The 21473-nt window shown below is 63.8% G+C and carries 26 protein-coding genes; 10 read left to right on the top strand and 16 right to left on the bottom strand.

Going from position 1 to position 21473, the window contains the following annotated elements:
- Nucleotides 1–48: 48 nt before the first annotated feature.
- Nucleotides 49–903, bottom strand: a complete 855-nt coding sequence (locus AC1RJY_RS18095; protein WP_498602898.1) for a helix-turn-helix domain-containing protein — start codon at nt 901–903, stop codon at nt 49–51.
- A 40-nt stretch (nt 904–943) separates the two neighbouring features.
- Here AC1RJY_RS18095 and AC1RJY_RS18090 point away from each other — a divergent pair, with 40 nt between their 5' ends.
- Together AC1RJY_RS18090 and AC1RJY_RS18085 are read left to right on the top strand one after the other, a co-directional pair.
- Entirely contained in the window at nt 944–2731 is a 1788-nt protein-coding gene (locus tag AC1RJY_RS18090) for an ABC transporter ATP-binding protein (protein WP_498602897.1), read from the top strand.
- On the top strand, nt 2728–4482 hold the full coding sequence (locus tag AC1RJY_RS18085; protein ID WP_498602896.1) for an ABC transporter ATP-binding protein: 1755 nt from the start codon (nt 2728–2730) through the stop codon (nt 4480–4482). Before AC1RJY_RS18090 ends, AC1RJY_RS18085 begins: the two co-directional genes overlap by 4 nt.
- On the opposite strand, the gene AC1RJY_RS18080 is transcribed toward AC1RJY_RS18085, so the two are convergent.
- Nucleotides 4465–5385, bottom strand: coding sequence for a spermidine synthase (locus tag AC1RJY_RS18080; protein ID WP_498602895.1), 921 nt, complete (start codon nt 5383–5385; stop codon nt 4465–4467). The two genes, AC1RJY_RS18085 and AC1RJY_RS18080, sit on opposite strands and share 18 nt — an antisense overlap.
- Nucleotides 5386–5502: 117 nt before the next feature.
- On the opposite strand from AC1RJY_RS18080, the gene AC1RJY_RS18075 reads away from it, so the two are divergent.
- Nucleotides 5503–5658: a hypothetical protein gene (locus tag AC1RJY_RS18075; RefSeq protein WP_011773143.1), complete on the top strand. Its 156-nt coding sequence runs from the start codon at nt 5503–5505 to the stop codon at nt 5656–5658.
- A gap of 33 nt (nt 5659–5691) precedes the next feature.
- Here AC1RJY_RS18075 and AC1RJY_RS18070 read toward each other — a convergent pair whose 3' ends face one another.
- From AC1RJY_RS18070 to AC1RJY_RS18045, 6 genes are all read right to left on the bottom strand, one after another.
- Nucleotides 5692–6531 (bottom strand): sucrase ferredoxin, encoded by an 840-nt coding sequence (locus AC1RJY_RS18070; RefSeq protein ID WP_052295469.1) that lies wholly within the window; start codon nt 6529–6531, stop codon nt 5692–5694.
- Nucleotides 6532–6609: 78 nt separating this feature from the next.
- On the bottom strand, nt 6610–7815 hold the full coding sequence (locus tag AC1RJY_RS18065; RefSeq protein WP_286176371.1) for a cupin domain-containing protein: 1206 nt from the start codon (nt 7813–7815) through the stop codon (nt 6610–6612).
- 2 nt (nt 7816–7817) lie between these two features.
- On the bottom strand, nt 7818–8138 hold the full coding sequence (locus AC1RJY_RS18060) for a BatC protein (RefSeq protein ID WP_498602894.1): 321 nt from the start codon (nt 8136–8138) through the stop codon (nt 7818–7820).
- Nucleotides 8139–8277: 139 nt separating this feature from the next.
- On the bottom strand, nt 8278–8781 hold the full coding sequence (locus AC1RJY_RS18055; RefSeq protein ID WP_498602893.1) for a GNAT family N-acetyltransferase: 504 nt from the start codon (nt 8779–8781) through the stop codon (nt 8278–8280).
- A gap of 3 nt (nt 8782–8784) precedes the next feature.
- Entirely contained in the window at nt 8785–9456 is a 672-nt protein-coding gene (locus AC1RJY_RS18050) for an O-methyltransferase (RefSeq protein WP_011773138.1), read from the bottom strand.
- A gap of 40 nt (nt 9457–9496) precedes the next feature.
- Complete coding sequence (locus AC1RJY_RS18045) at nt 9497–9829, bottom strand: thiamine-binding protein (RefSeq protein WP_014920506.1); 333 nt, start codon at nt 9827–9829, stop codon at nt 9497–9499.
- Between the two features lie 92 nt (nt 9830–9921).
- Between AC1RJY_RS18045 and AC1RJY_RS18040 the strand changes: the two genes are divergently transcribed.
- Nucleotides 9922–10551 carry a TetR/AcrR family transcriptional regulator gene (locus tag AC1RJY_RS18040; RefSeq protein ID WP_014920505.1) on the top strand — a complete coding sequence of 210 codons (630 nt, stop codon included), beginning with the start codon at nt 9922–9924 and terminating at the stop codon, nt 10549–10551.
- Nucleotides 10552–10554: 3 nt separating this feature from the next.
- On the opposite strand, the gene AC1RJY_RS18035 is transcribed toward AC1RJY_RS18040, so the two are convergent.
- From AC1RJY_RS18035 to AC1RJY_RS18020, 4 genes are read right to left on the bottom strand one after another with little or no spacing between them, the layout of a single operon-like run.
- Nucleotides 10555–10866, bottom strand: a complete 312-nt coding sequence (locus tag AC1RJY_RS18035; protein ID WP_498602892.1) for an AzlD domain-containing protein — start codon at nt 10864–10866, stop codon at nt 10555–10557.
- Nucleotides 10863–11621, bottom strand: coding sequence for an AzlC family ABC transporter permease (locus AC1RJY_RS18030; RefSeq protein WP_498602891.1), 759 nt, complete (start codon nt 11619–11621; stop codon nt 10863–10865). Before AC1RJY_RS18030 ends, AC1RJY_RS18035 begins: the two co-directional genes overlap by 4 nt.
- Nucleotides 11618–12052: a DoxX family protein gene (locus AC1RJY_RS18025; protein ID WP_498602890.1), complete on the bottom strand. Its 435-nt coding sequence runs from the start codon at nt 12050–12052 to the stop codon at nt 11618–11620. The genes AC1RJY_RS18030 and AC1RJY_RS18025 overlap by 4 nt, the downstream gene beginning before the upstream one ends.
- 52 nt (nt 12053–12104) lie before the next feature.
- A complete protein-coding gene (locus AC1RJY_RS18020; RefSeq protein WP_011773133.1) occupies nt 12105–12992 on the bottom strand; it encodes a glycerophosphodiester phosphodiesterase in 888 nt (295 codons plus the stop codon).
- A gap of 50 nt (nt 12993–13042) precedes the next feature.
- Here AC1RJY_RS18020 and AC1RJY_RS18015 point away from each other — a divergent pair, with 50 nt between their 5' ends.
- The 3 genes from AC1RJY_RS18015 to AC1RJY_RS18005 are packed head-to-tail and all read left to right on the top strand — an operon-like array spanning nt 13043 to nt 15682.
- Complete coding sequence (locus AC1RJY_RS18015; protein ID WP_498602889.1) at nt 13043–14389, top strand: DUF445 domain-containing protein; 1347 nt, start codon at nt 13043–13045, stop codon at nt 14387–14389.
- Nucleotides 14390–14429: 40 nt separating this feature from the next.
- A complete protein-coding gene (locus tag AC1RJY_RS18010) occupies nt 14430–14858 on the top strand; it encodes a VOC family protein (RefSeq protein ID WP_011773131.1) in 429 nt (142 codons plus the stop codon).
- Nucleotides 14859–14872: 14 nt separating this feature from the next.
- Entirely contained in the window at nt 14873–15682 is an 810-nt protein-coding gene (locus tag AC1RJY_RS18005) for an MBL fold metallo-hydrolase (protein ID WP_498602888.1), read from the top strand.
- Between the two features lie 101 nt (nt 15683–15783).
- Here the strand turns inward: AC1RJY_RS18005 and AC1RJY_RS18000 are convergent, their stop codons facing one another.
- Genes AC1RJY_RS18000 through AC1RJY_RS17990 form a run of 3 tightly spaced genes read right to left on the bottom strand, consistent with a single transcriptional unit; the run spans nt 15784 to nt 18148 of the window.
- On the bottom strand, nt 15784–16575 hold the full coding sequence (locus AC1RJY_RS18000; RefSeq protein WP_498602887.1) for a 5-oxoprolinase subunit C family protein: 792 nt from the start codon (nt 16573–16575) through the stop codon (nt 15784–15786).
- A 21-nt stretch (nt 16576–16596) separates the two neighbouring features.
- Nucleotides 16597–17346, bottom strand: a complete 750-nt coding sequence (locus tag AC1RJY_RS17995) for a LamB/YcsF family protein (RefSeq protein WP_011773128.1) — start codon at nt 17344–17346, stop codon at nt 16597–16599.
- On the bottom strand, nt 17330–18148 hold the full coding sequence (locus tag AC1RJY_RS17990; RefSeq protein ID WP_043805707.1) for a hypothetical protein: 819 nt from the start codon (nt 18146–18148) through the stop codon (nt 17330–17332). Before AC1RJY_RS17990 ends, AC1RJY_RS17995 begins: the two co-directional genes overlap by 17 nt.
- Nucleotides 18149–18347: 199 nt before the next feature.
- On the opposite strand from AC1RJY_RS17990, the gene AC1RJY_RS17985 reads away from it, so the two are divergent.
- The 3 genes from AC1RJY_RS17985 to AC1RJY_RS17975 all read left to right on the top strand — a co-directional run bounded on the left by AC1RJY_RS17985 (nt 18348) and on the right by AC1RJY_RS17975 (nt 20435).
- On the top strand, nt 18348–18515 hold the full coding sequence (locus AC1RJY_RS17985; protein ID WP_498602886.1) for a hypothetical protein: 168 nt from the start codon (nt 18348–18350) through the stop codon (nt 18513–18515).
- A 150-nt stretch (nt 18516–18665) separates the two neighbouring features.
- Nucleotides 18666–19997, top strand: a complete 1332-nt coding sequence (locus tag AC1RJY_RS17980; RefSeq protein ID WP_498602885.1) for an MFS transporter — start codon at nt 18666–18668, stop codon at nt 19995–19997.
- A 30-nt stretch (nt 19998–20027) separates the two neighbouring features.
- Nucleotides 20028–20435: a DUF6855 family protein gene (locus tag AC1RJY_RS17975; RefSeq protein WP_498602884.1), complete on the top strand. Its 408-nt coding sequence runs from the start codon at nt 20028–20030 to the stop codon at nt 20433–20435.
- 1 nt (nt 20436) lies between these two features.
- Here AC1RJY_RS17975 and glsA read toward each other — a convergent pair whose 3' ends face one another.
- Nucleotides 20437–21429, bottom strand: coding sequence for a glutaminase A (gene glsA / locus AC1RJY_RS17970; RefSeq protein WP_498602883.1), 993 nt, complete (start codon nt 21427–21429; stop codon nt 20437–20439).
- Nucleotides 21430–21473 lie beyond the last annotated feature (44 nt).

The raw sequence follows: 21473 nt of genomic DNA, 5'->3' as shown, positions 1-21473 counted from the left end.
TAGGTATACCTACCCTAACAACGGAAGGGGCTGAGAAGCCCCTGGATTCTACTCGGAACCGGCCAAAGAATGGCGGTTTCCGGCCTTAAGCGAGGACACGTACCAGCCGGGAGTGTGCCCCATCACCTTTCGGAACACCTGCACGAAGGCGCTCGGGTTGTTGTAACCCACCCTCCTGCTGACCGAGGAAACCGGGTAGCCGGCGGCCAGTAAACCCAGGGCAACCCGCACCCGGGCGTGGATGCGCCACTGGGCAAACGTCATCCCCGTTTCCTTGTGGAAGAGGCGGGACAAGTTGCGGACACTGATGGAAACGTGAACGCTCCACTCCTCCAGTGAACGGTCCAGGGCAGGATCATCCAGGAGGGCCCGGGCAATGAGCTCCAGGCGAGGGTCGGAGGGCATCGGCAACAGCATCGGCCTGGCATCCACTACATCCAACAGTCCCAGTACAACTTGCTCCGAACGTTTCCTGATGGAATCGTCCATGTCGAAGTTGCTCATGTGGCGTAGCAGCTCCTGAGCGGCCGTGGGCACAGTAACCGCCACTGTCCGGCTTGTCAGCTGCGGGGCGAGCTGCGTAGATATGTGCGAGCAGTAGAAGTCGGTCCCCTGCGTGGATTTCACCGCATGAACCACCCCTGCGGGAATCCACAACCCGAGGGTGGCCGGGACAGCAAAGAAGCCTCCGCCGGCCTCCACCGTCAGCACTCCGCGGGCACCCCAGAGCAGCTCATGGGTATCGTGGACATGTTCAGTCCACGTCGCCGGCGTCGCGCACTCGAAATATCCCGTGTAAACGCCATAGTCCTGCGACATCGTCTCGCCCTCCACAGAAGCGTCCACCTGGATTTCCGAAGCTGGCGCGGTCTGTCCGGATTGCGATATAGCTTGGCGGGTCATCTGGCCTTCTCGAAGTTAGGTGAGCCTTACTATGGTAAGCATGCCCTCCAGTTCCGCCATTCCGTCCTGCCCGCCCGGACGTAACAAGCCAGCACCCTGGACCGTCTCCCGTCTCTTCACCTTCACTTTGTTCGCCAATCGCCGCTGGAAGCTGTTGCTGGTGGGCTGCGCGGGACTCGCCCTGCACCAGGTCAGCGAGGCTTTGGTGCCGGCAACCATCGGCGCCGCGGTGGACAACGCCATTCAACCGAACGACGCCGGCGCGCTCCTCGGATGGCTGGGCGCCTTGGCTGTGGTGTTCGTTGTGCTCGCTTTGTCGTGGCGTCTCGGCACCCTGGCCACTGAGCGATCCTTCAATTACGGCTCTCATGACCTCCGGCAACTGGTGGTGGAACGGACGCTTCACCACCGCGGTATGGCGGCCCGACGAGCACCCGGCGAAATCGTGGCCATTGCTTCTTCCGACGCCGACAGGGTGGCCGGGCTGTCCTGGCTGATCAGCGGCGGTCTGGCTGCAGCGGCCGGCGTGATCACCTCGGCCGTTACCCTCCTGCTGATCTCGGTGCCCCTGGGCCTTGCCGTTCTCTTGGCAACCCCGGTCATGCTGCTGGTGATGCACCGGCTCACCAAACCGCTCGAAAACCGCAGCGACATGGAGCAGTCCACGGCGGCCCGCGCCGGCGCCTTGGCCACCGATTTCATCACCGGCTCACGCCCCCTCAAGGGCCTTGGCGCCGAGGATGCAGCCATCGAGCGCTACCGCGCAGCGAGCCGGGAATCCCTCGCTTCGGCCCTGAAAGCCATCCGCGCCAAGTCCGCTTACACAGGAGCCAGCACGGCCTTGTCCGCAGCGTTCCTGGCCGGTATAGCCTTCTTCGCAGCTTGGTTCGCCGTCCAAGGAACCATCACGGTGGGGGAACTGGTGGCCGTTGTTGGCGTGGCCCAGTTCGTTCAGGGCCCCATGGCGTCGCTGGGCTTCCTCAGTGTGGAACTGGCACGCAAACGCGCCTCGGCAGCACGCATCGCAGTCCTGCTCGAGGAACCGGACGCCGTACCCGCCCCGGACGCGGAAGAACGTACGACGGCGGCAGCTGGCTCAGCAGCAACACTCACCTCCCCGGCGGAACCAGCTCCATACGGGGAACCAGCGCCGCTGCTCGAACTCAGCGGCAACGCAGACAACAGCGCATTCCCGCCCTTCACTGCGTCAATCGGCGAAATCGTTGGCGTCGTACTTCCGGACGGAGACCACGCGCGGAAACTGGTTGACACTCTCGGCTTCCGCACACCGGCTCCCCCGGGTCTGATATCCATCGATGGCCGCGACGCCGCCCACCTTGATCCCCACCACGTCCGTTCACGGGTCTTTGCCGACAGCCACGATGGTGTCCTGTTCCGCGGCAGTGTCCGCGAAAACGTGGCAGTATCCAGCACCGAACTGGAGGAACGCGCCCTGGCGGCCGCCGCCGTCGGGGACTTCGTCTCGCAACTGCCGGAAGGCACGGAAACTGTTCTCACAGGGCACGGCCAGAGTCTCTCCGGAGGCCAGCGGCAGCGACTGGTGCTCGGCCGCTCGCTGCACCAAAAGCAACCGGTTCTGGTGCTGCACGACCCCACTACCGCCGTCGATACCGCCACCGAAGCGGTGATCGCTGATGGCTTGCGGAACTTCCCGGACAAGGCCCTGGTGTTGGTGACAACGAGTCCCACTCTGCTGGCCATTTGCCATCGGGTGGTGATGGGCGGAGCTGATGGGCCGCCTGCAACCGGTACGCACCGGGAGCTTCTTGCCACGTCCGCCAGCTACCGTGAGGTGGTGGGCTCATGAGCGCGGAAATCCTGCCCATTGCCACGCCACGCGAGACCCGGAAGGCAATGTGGCGCCTGCTGGCGCAACACCCGGGCAGGCTCACCCTGACCATCGTGGTGTTGCTGGCGGCGTCCTGTTGCGGCTTGGCGGCCCCGGCACTTCTGGGCGTGATGGTCAACATCGCGGCCTCGGGCGGGGACGTCTTGTCCCTGCTCTGGCTGGCAATCGGGCTGCTGGTTGCTGGTGGACTCGGCGCCCTCCTGGGCATTCTGGGCCAGAACCTGCTGGCGCGGATCTGCGAGGAAGCCCTCGCCGGACTGCGCGAGGAAGTGTTTGCCGCCGCCGCCCGGAAGCCGCTCGCCCAGCTGGAAAAGGCGGGCATCGGCGACGTCGTGGCCCGCGTGTCCGGCGACGTTGAAGCCGTCAGCGAGGCCATCTCGGGCGTGCTTCCGGCGTTCACCAGCGCCGCCTTCACCATCGCCGTGACGCTGCTGGGTCTGGGCGTGATCGACTGGCGCTTCGCAGTTGCCGTACTCGTTGCGGCGCCGCTGCAGGTCTTCACCCTGCGATGGTTCCTCAAGCGAACCGCGCCCATCTACCGGACCGTGCGGATCACCGAGGCCAACCGGACCGAGCAGATCATCGAGACCGTGCATGGTTCGCCGTCCGTTGTGGCGTTGGGCCTCGGGTCGCGGCATGCGGATCTTGTGGCGGCAGCCTCCCACGAAAACATCGGCCATTCGATGCGCGGGGTGGGTTACCTGACCCGCTTCTACAACCGCCTCAACTTGGCCGAACTCATCGGTTTGTCCGCGGTCCTGGTGGTGGGGTTCTGGCTCCACGCCGAGGGCGCCGTCACCATCGGCGCGGCGACGGCAGCAGCACTGTACTTCTACCGGCTCTTCGATCCGATCGGGCTGGTTCTGGGGCAGTTCGATGAGCTTCAAAAAGCCGCAGCCGGATTGGGCAGGATGTTCGGGCTCACCATGTCTGCGGGGCGAACCACTGCCCGGCCCTCGCCAGCGGCCGCTGATGCCGGCATCGTCCTGGACGACGTCACCTTCGCCTACCCCGGCCAGCGGCCCGCGCTCCACGGCGTCTCCCTCACGGTGCAACCCGGAGAGCGAGTGGCCATTGTGGGCACCTCAGGCGCCGGCAAGACCACCCTCGCCAAAGTCATCATGGGCTTGGAACACCCCCACAGCGGAACAGCATGGGTGGGCGGGCTGGACTCAGCCGCTGGTGCCCCGGCGGAGCTGCACGAGCGCATTGCCATGGTCAGCCAGGAGGTGCACGTCTTCTCGGGCACACTCGCCGAGGACCTCAGGCTCGCCAGACCGGACGCGTCCGCCGATGAGCTTGCGCACGTGCTGGAGACAGTTGGGGCGACTTGGGTTGAAACGCTCGACGACGGACTGGACACCTCCGTAGGCGCCGGCGGCCACCAGCTCACTCCGGAGCAGGCGCAGCAATTGGCCCTTGCGCGTTTGATGCTGAAAGACCCACCCATCGCGGTTCTGGACGAAGCTACTGCTGAGGCCGGAACAGGATCGGCCCACATGCTGGATCAGGCTGCCGAAGCAGCATTGGCCGGAAGGACCTCAGTGGTGATCGCGCACCGGTTGTCCCAAGCAGCCTCGGCTGACACCGTGGTGGTCATGGAGCAGGGGCGGATTGTCGAGTCGGGTTCCCATCAGGAACTGCTGGCAGTCGGCGGGCGCTACGCTCACCTGTGGGAAGCCTGGAACAGTTCACTCAGCCGCAACTGAAGGTTCGTTTGCGGCCACAGTAACGGGATCGTGCCGGACCGGGATTCCTTGGGCGAAGGCCCGCACTTTGGCGTCGTCCCACATGTGCGCGGGAACGCCACCTCCCAGGAGCTTGCGGGCGAGGGTGGGGTCGTCGCCGAACGGTGCGTGGCTGCCGGCCATGATCATGTTGCCGTAGCGTCGCCCCTTGAGCATGGCGGGATCGGCAATGATCATGGTGTGTTCGAAGGTGGCTGCGATGGTGGCGGCGTCGGCCCGGGCGTTCTTGAGGTCCGGTGCATCGCCGGAATTGACCACATACAGTCCATCCGGGGCCAGGACCGAGTCCGCATGCGCGGTGAACTCCCTGGTGGTCAGGGCCCGGGGCGTGAGGGCTCCTGCGAAGACATCGCGAATGATGAGGTCCCGGGTGTCCGGCGTTAGCGACTCGGTCACCTCACGGGCTTCGCCCACACGGATGCGCAGCAAGGGGGCCTTGGGCAAGTCGAACCAGCCGCGAACATAATCGGCCAGTTTCCCGTCGAGCTCCACAACCACCTGCCGCGCTTCCGGATAGGCGGCGTGAAAGTACCGCGCCATGGAGCATGCTCCCCCGCCCAAGTGCAGGGCACGCAGTTTCGGTTTCTGTTCCCGGGGCCAGCGCGACTCCACCAGCGCCGCAATCCAGCGCATGTATTCGAAGTCGAGGAACAGCGGGTCAGCAAGGTCAATGTGCGAGCTCATGACTCCGTTGATCTTCAGGAGCCAGCCGTTGGAGTTGTCCTGGTCCTGCAGTAACTCGCAGTCGCCGGTATCGATGTAGTAGACCCCCGCCACCGGACCGTCGGGGCGGGTGCCTGTGGGCACCTCGACGACTCCCGCCGTCGACCTTTGCGACTTACTGATCCTGCCGCGTTTTGCCACTACTTCCGCCCTGCCTGAGTCATGCTTCAAGCCTAGTGGAGCGCCGCATTACTCCGAACGGTCACACAAGTAGTAAGGATGCTTACAGTTTTGCTGTTTGCGCCATAAGATCACATCATGGAGCTTGGTGAATTGGTGTGGGCGGAGGTATTGACCGTCGCAGTGGCATGGCTGACCGTCGTCTGCCTCCTGCTGGCCCGAGTGCCCAAGCCGCCAAGCCTCATCGACTCACCACTCGACATGGACCAGCCCGAAGACTCTGAATCGCGCTAAAGCCTGGCGTCTCGTATCGGCAGTCCGCAAGAGTCAGGTCCTGCGGATGGACGTGGGTTCGTAGACCATGACCGAGCCCTCGGCCGGCGCCAGGCAGGTCAGCTGACACTGCGGTGAGCGGCGGGGCTGCAGTTCCACATCGATATGCGCCGGGTGTGGCGGGTTGCCGGTGATGTGGATACGCCAGTGGTCGCCCTCGTGCAAAGTCTCCGTGACCAGATAGTCATGGCGGCCGGCAGGACCGAAACGCTCGAGCACGGCCGCGACGGCGGCTTGTTGCAGTGGGGAAAGATCCGTATATCCGCGCAGATACCCTGCGTGGATGCGTCCGGCGAGGTGTTCTTCAATGGTGGCGACTGAGGACTGGGCATCGAGCCCGCCGTAGTACACGCCGTCGGGAACCACTACGGCGTTGGCTGCGAACCTGTCCCCGCCAACGTGGGAGCACTCCCAGACCAGCTCCGGCCAACGCTCACCCAGTGCACGTCCCACGGGCCGGCCCCGCACCGCGCAGCAAGGGTCATGCCGACCATGAGCGCAGATCAGGATGACCGGCGGAAATCCGGGCTTTCCGGGGGATGCCAAAGCGGTAACGATGTCGGCCAGGTCCTCATCCCGGTCCCACGTTCCCCACAACTGCTGATAGGCGCCCGAGCTGTGATGGCGCACTACGGCCCAACTGTTCGGACCGTGGCGTCGGCGGGGACCGGGCCGCCGCACCAAGAGAACCCGGGCACCCGCCGTCCGAGCTGCGGAGAGTACAAGGGCTTTGGTCCCGGCCTCAAGATCAAGGCCGTCGAAGCCGTTGGGCGGCCACCCGCCCCGGTACTCTACGAGGACCCAGACCAAGCCGGGTGACGCCGTGCCTGCCATCGAGTCGCCGCGAATCCGGGCGCTATCCGCGCAAAAGAAGCCTGGTGTGGGAAGCGATGAGGTTGTCACTGTTGATGGTCACAGTTCAGCGGTGACGAGAACTCCAGCGCGTAACAACCTTTCGACCAGTTCAACGCCAAGATCAGACGCGAGGTGAGCTTCGCCGTCCAGCAGGCGCCTTACGGAGGGCAGATTTGCCTCGGGGAAGTCGAGCCAGCCCACGCGAGTAGTCAAGCGTGATCCTTCAAGCCGCGCTTCCAATGCCTCCCGAAGCCGCACCAGCGACTCCGGGCCCAGGCCATCGAGAGCCGCGAGTTGGGCCACCGGACCAAGCGGGGCCGGGCGTCCCTGTCCCCTCCGGGTGCGATGAAAAAGGGACGTAGTGTCCGCCTCCAAGACGGCTGCGGCGAGGCGTTCACGGACAGCGGCGATCTCCTCATCAGGTCCATCCACGCCCAACGGCAAGGACCGGCGCACCTCGGGATCGTCGCACAGCGCTGCAAGCGCGGCCTGTGCGAGGTGTTCGGCCAGCGCATGGCGGGTCCAGCTGTGGACTCCCAAGGTGAGGTGGATCGAAACCTTCCCCTGCGCCTCGGCGGCATGCAGCCAGCCACGCGGCAGGTAGAGGACATCGCCGGGCTCGAGGACGGTATCGATGTAAGCCTTGCCTTGAGCTGCCTCGGCGACGGCGGAGCGGCGATCGGTCCACGGCTGGCTACGCAGCGGGTCCACATGGACCGGCTCATGGATGATCCAGCGCTTCGTTCCTTCGATCTGCAGGACGAAGACGTCGTGGACGTCGTAATGGTCGTCGAAACCACGGTTCTGGGGCGGAGTGATGTAAGCATTGGCCTGCACGGGATGTCCGAGCTCAGTGCTCAGCTGCGTGCTGAAGCTGGACACTGGCTCCCATGTGCGATGCAGCGCTTGGAGAACCAAGGTGGCTCCGTCGGCGAACTTGCGCCAGAGCTGGGTGTCGTCCAGCTGGTCGGAGATAGTGGCGCCAACGCCTGCCGGCGACGTGAACGAGGACTCGGGAAGAGTCGAGCCGCCCTTGGCGACGCGCAGGAAAGGCGTCCGCAGTCCGCGACGCGAAATCAACTCGTCGACGGCGTCGGCTGAGAACAAATCGGAGAAGTCGCCCACACCACGGGTGAGCAGCGCAGTACGCCCCCAGACGTCGCTGGCGAACTTCTCATAGCCGATGTCAATCAGGCGTGTTTCCAAGACCCCGGCGTCCTTCACAGCGCCGAGGTCTTGGAAATCAGTGCTGGTAGAGCTCAAACTTAGCTGCCTTTTTGCTCAGCGCCGCCGTCGGCACCACCATCAGCGCCACCATCGGCACCACCATCAGCGCCACCATCGGCACCGCCGTCAGCGCCACCATCGGCACCGCCGTCAGCGCCACCATCGGCACCGCCGTCTGCACCGCCGTCGTGGACACCTGGGGTGCCGGCTGCGCCACCGTCAGCGGGGCCTTCAGCGCCGGAGTCTGCGCCACCGTCGGCGCCCCCGTCAGCACCGCCGTCGTGTGTGCCCGGGACGCCGGCCGCGCCGCCGTCTGCCGGGCCTTCCTGCTGGCTTGGATCCTGCTCTGGATTAGTCATGCTTCCTCCCGAGAATCTAATGGCGTAACCAGGCTCCGATTTCGGCGCCTGCTTCCCGGGCGTTCTGCACCGAGACCGCCCGTGATCACCATATCGATATGAATCATCTGTGGGAACAGCTTGCGCGCACTGAAAACCGCTAAAGCCCGACGGCGGGACGCACCATCCGATGTTCGGGCAGCGAGTACCAGGAAGGGTCGCAGAGCTGCCGTTTGCCGTCCGGTACAAAACCGTTTCGACGATAGAAAGCCTCGGCCCGGGGATTGTCATCGAGCACCCACAAGTATGCCGGCGCGTCGCCGATCAGCGCATCTACCAGCGCCTGACCTACACCCCGGCCATGGACATGCTCCAAGGTGTAGAGCATGTAAAGCTCCCGTTCGCACGGACCGTCTTCGTCCTGTCCGGGGCCTGCCGCGCCGAGGCCCACCAAGTGACCGTCGGGATCGTGTGCCAACATCCGGGTGTGCCCCGCAGCGATGAACGCCCGGTACCGTTCGATGCGGTCGGGCAGCGCAGCTTCCTGTTTCTCGAAGAACTCCGGAGGCAGGAGGTGCCCGTAGCTCTCCTTCCACGACTGGACATGCATGAGGGCCATGGCCTCGGCGTCGTCCACCGTTGCCGGGCGAATCGTGAAATCCATCCGCTACCGCACCCTGGCAATCGCGAAGCCGTCCCAGCCCTTGCTTCCTACCGTCTGGATGGCGGTGGCATCGAGGCGCGGATCCTGGCCCATCTTTTCCAGCATGGCAACGATTCCGGGCGCATTCACCTCATCCCGCTCGGGCTCCAGGATGGCGCCGTCCCAGATAACGTTGTCCACCACGATCACGGTGCCCGGGTGGCCCAGCCTGATGGCCCAGTCGAGGTAGTTGGAGTCGTTTTCCTTGTCGGCGTCAATGAACACGAAGTCGAACGATTCCTGGCCCACCAATGTTGGAAGCGTGTCCAAGGCAGCACCTACCCTGATGTCCACCTTGTGTCCGACGCCGGCGGCATCCACGTTGGCGCGCGCCACGTCCGCGTGCTTCTGGAGGAATTCGCACGTAACTATCCTGCCGTCGTCGGGCAGTCCCTGCGCCATCCAGATGCTGCTGAACCCGGCCAAGGTTCCCACCTCCAGCACCCGCCTCGCACCGGACATCTGCACGAGCATCCGCAGCAGCTTGCCGGCGTTGGGGGCCACTTCGATGGCCGGCATGTCGGCCTCGACGGCGGATGTCAGGGCGCGCTTATGGGCAGGATCAGGACGCACGACGACGTCAGTCAGGTAATGCTCGACGTCAACCCAACCGGGCTCGGTCACGTGTTCAATCATGGGCCCCAGTCTTGCACTCACCGCAGCCCGGGGGAAGGAACTACTCCGTAGCGGAAATGGCGTCTTCGAGCCGCTCCACCTTGCCGGTCAGCTCACCGCTGTACCCGGGACGGATGTCAGCCTTGATGACCAGGGAGACGCGGCTGCCGTAGCGGCCAACTGCCTCGGTGGCGCGCTTGACGACGTCGAACACCTCGTCCCATTCGCCCTCGATGGTGGTGAACATGGAGTCCGTCTGGTTGGGCAGACCGGACTCGCGGACAATCTTGACCGCAGCAGCGACGGCGTCGTGCACGGAGGCGTCAGGGGTTGGCCCCCCGTTGGCGGCGGAAGCGGGCTGGCCCGAAGGGGCGACTGAAAATGCAAGCAACATGAAATCCAGTGTTTCATGTACTGGTTTGTCATATAACAACGTACTCCCGCGTAACAACGGGCCGGCACGCCTCCATTGCTACCCTGACAAGCATGGAACAGCCCTCTGAACGCAAGCCCCTCAGGGCAGACGCCGCACGCAATGTGGACAAGATCATCACCGCCGCACGGCAGTGCTTCCGGGAACATGGCCCCGAGGTACCCCTTCAGACCATCGCCGCCACCGCTGGAGTTGGCCCCGCGACGCTGTTCCGCAACTTCTCGGACAAAGAGCAACTGGTGCTCGCAGCACTGTCACGTCAGCTCCGGTTGCACGTGGACCCGGTGGCTGAGGCTGCCCTCGACGGCATGGACGCCGCCGAAGGATTGACTAACGTCATCGACGCCGTGATGAAGGTTGCCAGCGACGACGCGAACCTTCTGGACGCCGTCGCGGGACGACGCGGACTCCTGGTGGGCATCACCGGTGGCCTCATCGGCTCCATGGCCACTCTCCTGGAGCGCGGCCAGGGGCAAGGCTCCCTGCGACGCGACATCACCATCGAGGACATGGTCCGTTTGGTGGCCATGCTCATCGGTTCCGTGGACACCATGGAGCCGGGATCTGAAGCATGGAAGCGTCCTGTGGCGCTGATCGAGGATGCCATCCGGACGGAGCGCCCCTCCCGGCCGCTGCCGGAGCAGTCGGGCATCCCGGGGATGACGTTTACTGAGGCCGTGTAGTTCTTAGCCCCAACCCAGCAGCCGAAGCAATGCTGCAGCCGCTGCGCCTGAAATCACCACCACGAGGAACGGCGCGCGCAGCCACAGTGCGACGGCGGCAGCAACCAGGGCGCCGATGCGGGCGTCGATGACCAAGCCTTGCCCTGACGCGACGGCGTTCACCACGGTCAAGGACGCCAGCAGGCCAATGGTCATGGTGCCGGCGACGTGCATGATCCTCGGGCTTTCCAGCAGCTTGGCCGGCACGAAATAGCCCACCAGCTTGGTCAGATACGCCAGCACACACGCAATGAGGATCCACAGCCAGAGGTTCATTTCTTGCCTCCGTGTCCGCGCTGGTGCTTCTCCGCGTAGGGATCGACGTCCGGTTCCAGTCCTTCATCCATGCGTGCGTGGCTGAACCAGCCAATGACGCCTGCCACTACGGCGGCCACCAGGATGGGAACTCCGGAGGGAACAAACGGCACGGCCAGGATGGTGGCCAGTGCACAGGCGGCGGCGATGGCCCAGGGTTCGCGGCCCTTCAGTCGCGGCCACAGCAGAGCCAGGAACGCCGCAACGGCAGCGCCATCCAAACCCCACTGCTTGGGATCACCCATGGCATCGCCGGCCAGAGCACCAATGGCGGTGAAAATATTCCACAGGATGAATATGCCTATTCCGGCTGTCCAGAAGCCGCGACGTTGCTCGTCGGGATCCGACTGGCCGGACGCCGTCGCCGTTGATTCATCGATGGTTACATGCGCGGAAAGGTAACGCTTCCACCCTCCGGGGCGAAGCATTGCATTGATCTGCATGCCATATATGCCGTTGCGGAGACCCAGCAGCGCACTGGCTGTCATCGCCGCCACCCCGGAGCCGCCTCCGGCCACTACGCCGATGAAGGCGAACTGCGAACCTCCGCTGAACAGGAGGAGGCTCAACACCATGGTTTGCCAGAAATCGAAACCGGACGCCACGGACAAGGCACCGAAGGACACGCCGTACAGGCCCGTGGCAATGCTCAGGGACAGCGCCACTTTGAATGCCGGAGATTCCCTGAGTCTCGTAGCGGCAGGGCTGCCGCTCATTTCCGCAGGCTCCAGGACCAGAGGATGAGCGGAATCTGAAGGGGCAGGCGGACGGTGTGGATGCGTCGTTCCGCGGCTGAGCCCTTGGGACCATAGGCGCGTCGCAAGGCATCTATATGCCCCGCAAGGAATGCAGCGAACATCGCCGTAGTAGCGTCCGCAGCAACCTTACGGGTAGCAGGGATCAGAAGTCCGACGGCGGCAGTCACCTCAAGCAGTCCCGACGACGCAACCCATTCCTCGCGGGACATGACTGCCAGCGGGCCGTTCGGACGGCTGCCAGGCTCATCCTTGCGGCACAAGTAATCCGGAACCACCGGGAAATAGAACGTGGGCGTACGGAAGTGCTTCGCGGCGCTGGCCAGAAGCAGGGCGCTCAAAGCGACTGCGGAGGTGGTTTGGGTTGCTTGTGCTGACCAGCGAAAAGACATGAGACCACTCAATCACAAGCAAGGTGACCCCCAAAGCCGAGCCCACGTTGACCTAGTTGGACACCATCAGCTGCGCCAGCACCTGCGCCGGCTTGTTGGTGGTGATTTCATGGATGCCCAGGCCTTGGCACAGGGCCACGTCCTTCTCCGAATCAACGGTCCACACCCGGAAGATCCGGCCAGCCTCCAACCAGCGCTGAACGTTGCGTGCATGCTCCCTGACGTATTCAATGCCAGGGCCGGCAATTCCTACCTGACCTTCATCCAGGACGCGTTCGGCATCCAGTTGAGTTGCCCTCAAGACGTTGGCCACCGCCCCGCCGGTGAAGAAGCCCAGACCGAACTCCTGGCGGATCTCCTTCGCGGTGAAGTTGTCCACCAACTGGCAGATGTGCTTTCCGGGAACGGTCTCCAAAAGGCGTTGCACCGAGTCCGAGTCGAAGCTCATGAAGGAAACCAGGATGTTATCCAGCCGGGACTCCTCCGGCGTCCACCCTTCCTCATGAAGCAGGGCCAGCACGCGCTCCTCGAGCTTGAGGCCATAGGGACTCGGGTGCTTGAGTTCAATGGCCAGGCCAATCTCGCGTCCAGCTCCCCGCAGGATGTCCAGCAAGTCGGGCAACGTCAGGAACTGATCAGACACTCCCCCGTAGGCTTCGGGAATGCGGGCGCCCTTCCATGAAGAAAAGTCCAAAGCACGGAGCTCCTCAAGGGTGTGCTCACCAACCGGACCAGTGCCGGTGGAGGTGCGGTCCAGATCGGCGTCGTGCAGCAGGACAAGATGCTGGTCCCGGGTAAGGTGCACATCGCATTCCACACCGTCGGCACCATCGGCAATGGCCTTCAGATAGGCGGCACGGGTGTGCTCGGCAAAGGCGGCACTGGCGCCGCGGTGGGCGTAGACCTTGGGCCGGCTCGGGGCGAAGTCGTCGCTAGTCATGCAGACACGTTAGCCCACCCTGCTGGACGCTCGGGGGCTACGCTGGGCTAATGCAGGTGAACTCTGAACAAATCCCAACCGAAGACGTCACCAACCCCAATTCCACGGCAGGTTCCGCACCCGCACGCGGCCGTTCCGCCGTCGTCGAACTGTCCGCTGGCGACATGGAAAAAGCGGCAGCGTTGCTCCGCATGAAACGGTTGGCCCTGGCGCTGCTGATCGCGATGGCGGTGATCTTCACGGTGGCGTTCGCGTTCCAGAAGCAGTACCCGTGGCTGGAATACGTCCGGGCGGCGGCCGAAGGCGGCATGGTGGGCGCACTGGCCGACTGGTTCGCTGTCACCGCACTGTTCAAGTACCCCATGGGTCTGAAAATCCCCCACACAGCAATCATTCCGCGTCGCAAGGACCAGATCGGTGAATCGCTCAGCGACTTCGTGGAGAGCAACTTCCTGTCCCAGGAGGTTGTGCAGGACAAGTTGGCGAGCATCGACATTGCCCGCAAGGCAGGCCGGTGGTTGTCGGCCCCAGGCGGTGCAGAGCGCGTGGCCAAGGAAGGCGGCGCGGTGATTCGAGGCGCCTTCACGGTACTGAACGACGACGACGTGCAGGCTGTCATCGAAGGCATGGTCCGCAAGCACCTGCTCACCCCGCCGTGGGGACCGCCTGTAGGCCGGATGGCCGAACGGATCTTCGCCGACGGCCACCACCACACCCTGGTTGACCTCCTGGTTGACCGTGCAGCCGACTGGGTAGATGCCAACCACGCAACTGTGAACAGGCTCGTCTCGGATCGCTCCCCTCTGTGGGTGCCGACGTTCGTGGATGGCCTGGTGGGTGACCGCGTGTACGTGGAACTCTCCAAATTTGTTCGAGCAGTACAGGCGGACCAGAACCACCAGGTGAGGCAGTCAATCGACGCCTACCTCACTGATCTTGCCCAGGACCTGCAACACGATCCCGCCATGATCGAGCGCGCCGAATCCATCAAGGCCCAAATCCTCGGCGACCCCGAGGTCCGCGAACTGGCGTCCCGCACATGGGGAACGGTGAAGAATGCGCTGCTCAACGCCGTCGACGATCCCAACAGCGAACTGAGCCAGCGTTTCAAGAACGCCGTCCGTGACTTCGGTACGCGCCTGGTCAACGACGACGAATTGGCCGGCAAGATCAACACCTGGATTGGCGATGCCGCCGGGTACCTGGTGAACACGTACCGTTCGGACATCGCCGGCGTCATCTCCGATACCGTAGCCCGCTGGGATGCCGAGGAAACGTCCCAGAAGATCGAGCTTCAGGTGGGCAAGGATCTCCAGTACATCCGCATCAACGGAACCGTGGTGGGCGCGCTGGCCGGGTTGGCGATCTTCACCGTGGCGCATCTGCTGTTTGGCTAGACGCTAGAGCTATTCAGTCCCCCTTGGTACCTTCAAACGCATGCCTATCAAACTTGAGAACGTCGGTATCGCAGTCCGGGATCTCGAAGAAACCGTCGCCTTCTTTACGGATCTGGGCCTCACGGTCGTGGGCCGGGACACCGTCAGTGGTGAGTGGGCCGACACCGCTGTGGGGCTGGATGGCAACCACGCAAAAATCGCGGTGCTCCAAACCCCGGATGGCAATGGCCAGCTTGAGCTCTTCGAGTACATCCACCCTGACGCGATCGAAACGAACCCAACCCTTCCCAACGAGATCGGAATGCACCGCGTCGCGTTCTCGGTTGACGACATCGACCACGCCCTTGAGATCGCCGCCAAGCACGGATGCCACCCGCTCCGCGGTGTGGCGAACTATCAGGACGTTTACAAGTTGACGTATCTTCGCGGTCCCAGCGGGATCCTGGTCATGCTGGCGCAGAAACTCTAACGGGAGTCACAGCCATGCTGAAGCAAGTCGCTGAAGGCGTTCTGGTTCACGAGAGCGAGTTCATCCAGAGCAACTGCACGGTGGTACAGGGCCGGGACGGAGTGTTGCTGATCGACCCCGGCATCACGGTCAACGAGATGGCGGGCATCGCTGAGGACCTTCAGCGGTTGGGCCAACCGGTGGTGGCAGGATTCTCCACGCACCCTGATTGGGATCACGTGCTGTGGCACCCGGACTTCGGTGATCCGCCGCGGTATGGCACAGCGCGCTGCGCGGCGTCCATCCGGGGTGTCCTGTCCCAGCCGGACTGGACGGACCAAGTGGCTGAGGGACTGCCGCCGGAGTATGCCGAGCAGATTCCGATGGATCTGCTGGGGCTCATCACCGGCTTACGCGCCGGGGCGGATGAGATTCCCTGGGATGGACCCACAGTTCGCGTTCTGGAGCATCAAGCCCACGCCCCAGGCCACGCAGGACTCTTGGTCGAAGAAAGCGGCGTCCTCGTGGCCGGTGACATGCTTTCGGACACCCTGATACCGTTCCTCGACCTGGAGGCGGCTGATCCGCTCTCTGACTACCTCGAAGCGTTGCAGCAGTTTGAAGCCGCGGCCGGCGATGTTTTTGCCGTGGTCCCCGGACACGGTTCGGTGGGCGGAAGTGAGCAATTGCTGGAACGCATCAGCTTGGATCGGGCGTATGTGCAGGCCCTGCAGGATGGCCGTGATCCGCAGGACCCACGCGTAGGCCCGGCGGCACCCCTGTATTGGATGGCCGATGTGCATTCCTGGCAACTGCAGCGGCTAGCTGAGAAACACAGGGGCTGAGTTTCTCATGAAGTGTCATTCTTGAGAAAATCGGCCCCTGCGATTCGCACTGTATTGACTCAGTTAATGATTGGCGCCGCATCACAGCGTTCCTTGTCGGCTCAGCCCAGCAGATGCACCATCTGCCCCGGCCTCGCTTGACCGAGCACGTCAAGGTCTTCATCGCGCACCACGGCGATCACCGGCGACTGCGAAGTGTCCGGGTGGCCAGCCAAGGCGATGACCGGCAGGCCCGACGACGGCAACAGGACAGAGCCTGATACCAGCGGTTGAGCTTGGGGTATTGGAGCGGAGGTCACGTCAAGCGGCCGGCCCACCAGCCGCGCGCCTGCGCGGTCCGACTCGGGCGAGAGAATCCACGGTTCGCTGGTCAACCGAAGCCACGTGCCGGCGTCGTCATTCTGCGCCTGAGGCCCGCGCGAAACCCTCGCAACCACTGGACGTTCGGGGTCCAAAGCGCGCCGGGCAGGGTGGTTCACCTCCGGGGAACCATGATTATTGGGCCGCCCGAAGGTCAGGGCCGCTCCGGCGCTTATTGCCTCTCCTTGCGCGGCCTCTCCCTGCGCAGATATTCCGCCTTGGACCGCCAGGTAATAGCGAATACCAAACATGGCAGGGCCAAGCTCGAGCACTGCTCCCGGTGGGACGCGAACGGCTTTGTTCAGAGGAAGTTCGGTGCCGTTGAGCGTCACCATGCCTTCGGCGCCGGTGACCGCAACGGCCGAGCCCGACACGAATCTCAGCTTCAGCCCGCCCAACAGCACCTCAAGTCCGGCTGCAGAGTCCGGGTTACCCAGCAGGCCATTGGCCAGATGCATGGACGCGCGGTCCAGTACTTGCTCAGGACCGAGAACCATGGAGCTCGATCCCGGCTCCACCACTACCGCACCCATCAGGCCTCCCCGAACACAGAGTTAAGCGAACGCTTCGATCTGGACGCCGGCCTGTTCAAGGCCTTCCCTCACCGCAGCAGCCATGTTCACCGCACCGGGCGTATCGCCGTGGATGCACAACGAGTCAGCCTGTACTGGCACCACGGTTCCATCGATGGCCAGCACTTCCTTGCGCGTTGCCAGCCGCACGGCCTGGGCCACGACGGCTGCCGGGTCCTGCAGGACGGCGCCTTCCTGGGTGCGGGGCACCAGTGTTCCGTCCGGTAGGTAGGCCCGGTCCACGAACGCTTCGCGGAACACCGGGTGCCCGGATTCCTCGGCGAGCGTCAGCCACGCCGATCCCGGCAGGCCAAGCACGGGCAGCCCGGGATCGTAAGCGTGCACGGCAGCCACTACGGCTTCTGCCTGCTCAGCGTCCCGGACGATCCTGTTGTAGAGCGCACCGTGGGGCTTCACGTAATCCACCGATGCTCCCACCGCGTGGGCCATGCCGTCCAGGGCGCCAAGTTGGTAGAGAACGTCGCCGAACAACTCGTCAAAGGTCATGTCCAGTGAGCGCCGGCCGAAGCCTGCGAGGTCCCGGTAGCCCACATGGGCACCGACACGGACATCCAGTTCGAACGCCGCACGGCAGCTGTCCAGCATGGTGAGGGGATCACCGGCGTGGAAGCCGCAGGCCACGTTGGCGCTGCTCACGATGCGGAACATCGAGGCGTCGTCTCCCATGGTCCAAGAGCCGAAAGACTCCCCGAGGTCAGCGTTCAGGTCCACTGTTACCGCCTTCCAGCGTTGGGTTGTTCAAAACATTCTTTGGAGCGTTCGGAAGCAGTTCGCCAGGAACAGTGTCCGGCAGCGGGCCGAACGCTTCCTTGGCAGTGGACACCACTGCACGGCCCATCATCAGGTTGCCTGCACCACCTACCACCGCGCCGACGCCGAACGGCAGAGCGCGGCCCAGGAACGCGGTCCCTTGCCGCTTGAGGAGGTTCTTCAGGAACGCGCGTTGGATGGAATCGCGGATGACACCGAAGCCACTTCCGGGAATTTTCTTGGTAAGCGTCCGACCCCACGCATTGGTCACGCCCTTGCTGCGCCCCAGCGACTGCCCGCTCAGGGCACCCAGCATGGACGTGCCTTCCTCGCCTAGCATGATGGCCATGACCATGGTCTGCGCGCGGACAGGGTCAGTCAGCCGGATGCCGTGCAACTCCGCCAATGACGACGCATACAGCGCGGTGGTCTCCAGGAAGCCCACGGTTGCGAGCGCGGAAAGTCCCAGCGATGCCGCGGTTCCGATACCAGGCACGACGGCGGTGGCGCCCACCGCTGCACCCCCGCCGGAGATGGCCAGCAGGTAGTGGCGCTCCAGTTTGGCGGCCAGCTGCGCCGGTGAATCATGGGGGTGCCTGCGTTGAAGCCTGCGAAGGTTGGCCAGGACCAGGGGTCGCTGGACTTCGACAGCCCTCAGAAGCACATTGTGCACTCCGGGCTTGGCGTTGCCTTCGGCGTCAAACACTGCGTTGTGGGCTGTTTCCTGGGCGATCTTCACCGCCGGGTTGGGGCGCTTGGGCATCTTCACATCTCCTTGGCAGTTAGTCGTTTCACGGGGAACTGCTTGCTTCAGCCTATGCCACGCCCCCGCCTTGCGAGAGCCGTTCATGGGCGTATGTGGACAGTATTCCGCGCAGAGCGGAGCCCACAACGGGCGCGCCTCGGCGTAGACTTGGATGCACTCACGGAAGCAGTCCATGCAAGGACAGGGAGTATCCGTAATGAAGGCGACAAACAAAACCGAGCATGTCATCCGACACCACACCGACGCTCCGGCGGAGGGTGAAACGGAAGGCTGGGTTTCGCACGATACCGGCATCCACAGCCAGGACGCAGCTGAAGGTCCGGACATCGACGACGACGGCGTGCCGCCGTCGGGCGCTTCATAACTTAGATTCCTCCGGGACTTCGTTCCGGTCAGCCGGCCACCGCGCCAGCGCAAGGTGCAGAGCGCCAGCGCAAGGGGCAGAGCGCCAGCGCAAGGGGCAGAGCGCCAGCGCACCTTCCACAGCGTCAACCCCCCGGTTTAGGCTAGTGGGATGGCCTCGTTGAGAGCGCTGCGGCCCTTTGCACACCGCGAATTCCGGGTGCTGATTTCTGCGCTGTCCATCTCCATCTTTGGATCCGGCATGTGGGCAGTGGCGATGGTCTATGAGGTGATCCACCTTGGTGGCGGCCCGCTGGAACTGTCCTTGGTTGCCACCGCGGCCAGCATCGGACTGGTGGGCTTTGTGCTGGCGGGCGGCATCGCGGCCGACCGTTTCCCGCAAAGGCTCCTGATCATCGCAGTGGAGGGCGCCAACCTGGCAGTCATCGCCACCATCACGGCACTTGCCATGTTCAATGTCCTTCAACTGTGGCATCTGGCCATCGGCGCGTTCGTTCTAGGTGTGGGCCAGGCGTTCTTCTTCCCCGCCTACTCGGCCATGCTTCCGCGCATCCTCCCTGCCGACGACCTTCTGGCCGCTAATGGCCTGGAAGGAACCGTGCGGCCGGTATTGCAGCAGGCGGCCGGTCCGGCTCTCGCGGGGATCTTGGTGGCGGTGCTGTCCCCGGCCCATGCCGTGGCTGGTGTGGCTGTGTGTCATTTGCTGGCGTTCGGGATCGTGAACCTCCTGAGCCGTCAATCGCCTGATGATCCCGGCTTGGCTGACACTGGTCCGGACAATGCTGTTACGGGCGCTCCGGCCTCGCGCAAGTCCTCCCTCTTTAAGGATCTCCGGGAGGGATTCAGCTACACCATCCGCACACCTTGGCTTCTTTGGACCCTGATTTGGGCTTGCCTGTCCGTGCTGTTCCTGATCGGACCCATCGAGGTCCTGCTGCCGTTCGTTGTCCGCGATCAGTTGGGTGGCGATTCCCGGACGTTCGGTTTTCTGCTGGCTGTCATGGGGGTGGGAAGTGCCGCCGCCGCGCTGGCCACTGCAACGGTCCGCCTCCCCCGGCGCTACCTGACGGTGATGGTGGTGACGTGGGGACTGGGCAGCCTGCCGGTAGCTGCGATCGGATTCATGGACAACTTTTGGGTGCTCGGTGCCGCCATGCTGATCTTCGGTGCCACCGAAGGAGTGGGCATGGTGATCTGGGGGACGCTGCTGCAACGGCGAGTGCCACGGCATTTGCTGGGCCGCATATCGAGCCTGGACTTCTTCGTTTCGCTGGCCCTGATGCCGGTATCCATGGCACTCGCCGGACCTGTTGCCGAGGTGGTTCCCATCTGGGTCATCTTCTTCGTCGCCGGTTTGGTGTGTCCCATCATGGCTTTTGTGGCTCTCTTTGCGGCCCGGATGATGAGCGATGAGATCGAGAACCCCTTGACCTCCACCACCATGGCTTCAGAATCTGCAGACACACAGCCCGACTCTGTGTAGCGTGTGCCATATCGCAGAAAGGACTCCCCCATGGCCGCTGGTACCAAAGATGATCCCTGGCAGCTCACAACTCCCCCAGGATCGTCCGGCTACACCATGTACAAGGACGAAGCCGCGGATCCCCAGGCGATTGTTTGCCAAGTGGGATCCACCAAACTTCTGTACCAACTGCGTGCCATTGAGGACCTGCACGCATGGCTGCTGGAGCAGGGTGATTGGGTTCCCCTAGGTGCCGCCGATGAAGGCAAGGATGCTGCCCCGGGAACAGTAGAGGCATGGGGCCGGAGCGAGGACAACCCCGTGGGCGGTTGGTACGGACTCCGCAAGGGCTACCGGGGCCGGTTTGGAATGTACATGCCGCCGCTGCTCGAAGCCCTCGGCTTGGCTGAGCTCACCCACGAGAAGCGGAACAACACCATGCGGGCTATCGCCAAGTAGCTCAATAACCGCGGCTTTCACTCGGTGCGTACGCTTGGGACGCGAAGATATTCAAGCCCAGGACGCGGGAGAGATACGCGGTGGCCTGTTGGCCGCGGACGCTGTTCCCCGCGGGATCGAGCCGTGGTGAAAAGGCTCCGATTCCGGCTTTGCCGGGCGAGACCGTGAGCAGTCCGCCGGACACTCCGGACTTACCTGGGAGCCCGATCTCAAACAGCCATTCCCCTGACCTTTCATACAGCCCGTTGGCCGCAAGAACCGCGAGGGTGTCCCGGCATACTTCGGCTGAAACCACGCGCTTGCCAGTGACCGGGTTGACCCCGCCATCGGCAAGTGTGGCGCCCATGATGGCCAGATCGCGGGCGCTGACCCGCAGTGAGCATTGCTTGGTGTAGACGTCCACCACTTCCAGCGGGTCGCGCCCGATCCTGCCGTAGCTTTCCAAGAGCCGAGCAATGGCGCGGTTGCGGGTGTTGGTGACAGCCTCGGACCGGTAGACCACCTCATCCAGTACCAGATCCCGGCCTGCGAAAGCGGATAGTCCTGAGTGTATGGCGTCCCACTGCTTGTCAGGCGCACTCCCGGGCATCAGGGCCGTGGTGGCCAGCGCACCGGCATTCACCATGGGGTTCATGGGGTGCCCGTCATTGAGCTCGATGGCAATCACGGAGTTGAACGCGAGGCCGGTGTTGTTCACCCCCACTAGGTCAGCCATGGCCGCATGCCCGAATTCCTCGCAGACCAAGGCATACACGAAGGCCTTGGAGATGGACTGAATGGAAAACTCCACGTCGGCATCGCCGGTCACATGCACTCCACCGTCCACTTCCACCACACAGACGCCGAAGAGTTCAGGATCGGCTTGGGCCAAGACAGGAATGTAATCCGCAACCGCACCGTCCTTGCACCCACGGTTCCGGTCATGAGAGGCGGCTACCAGCGAATCAACCTGCTCCCAGCCCGGCAGTGTTCCCGTGGAAACTGACTGTTCCACGCCCTCAACATTTGAATTCACACAGGTGCCCCCCGGATCCGTCG

This window comes from Arthrobacter sp. GW822-FHT05G07 (assembly GCF_058799755.1).
The sequence above is the reverse complement of the archived record's forward strand: the minus strand, read 5'-3'. Positions and strand labels throughout refer to the sequence as shown.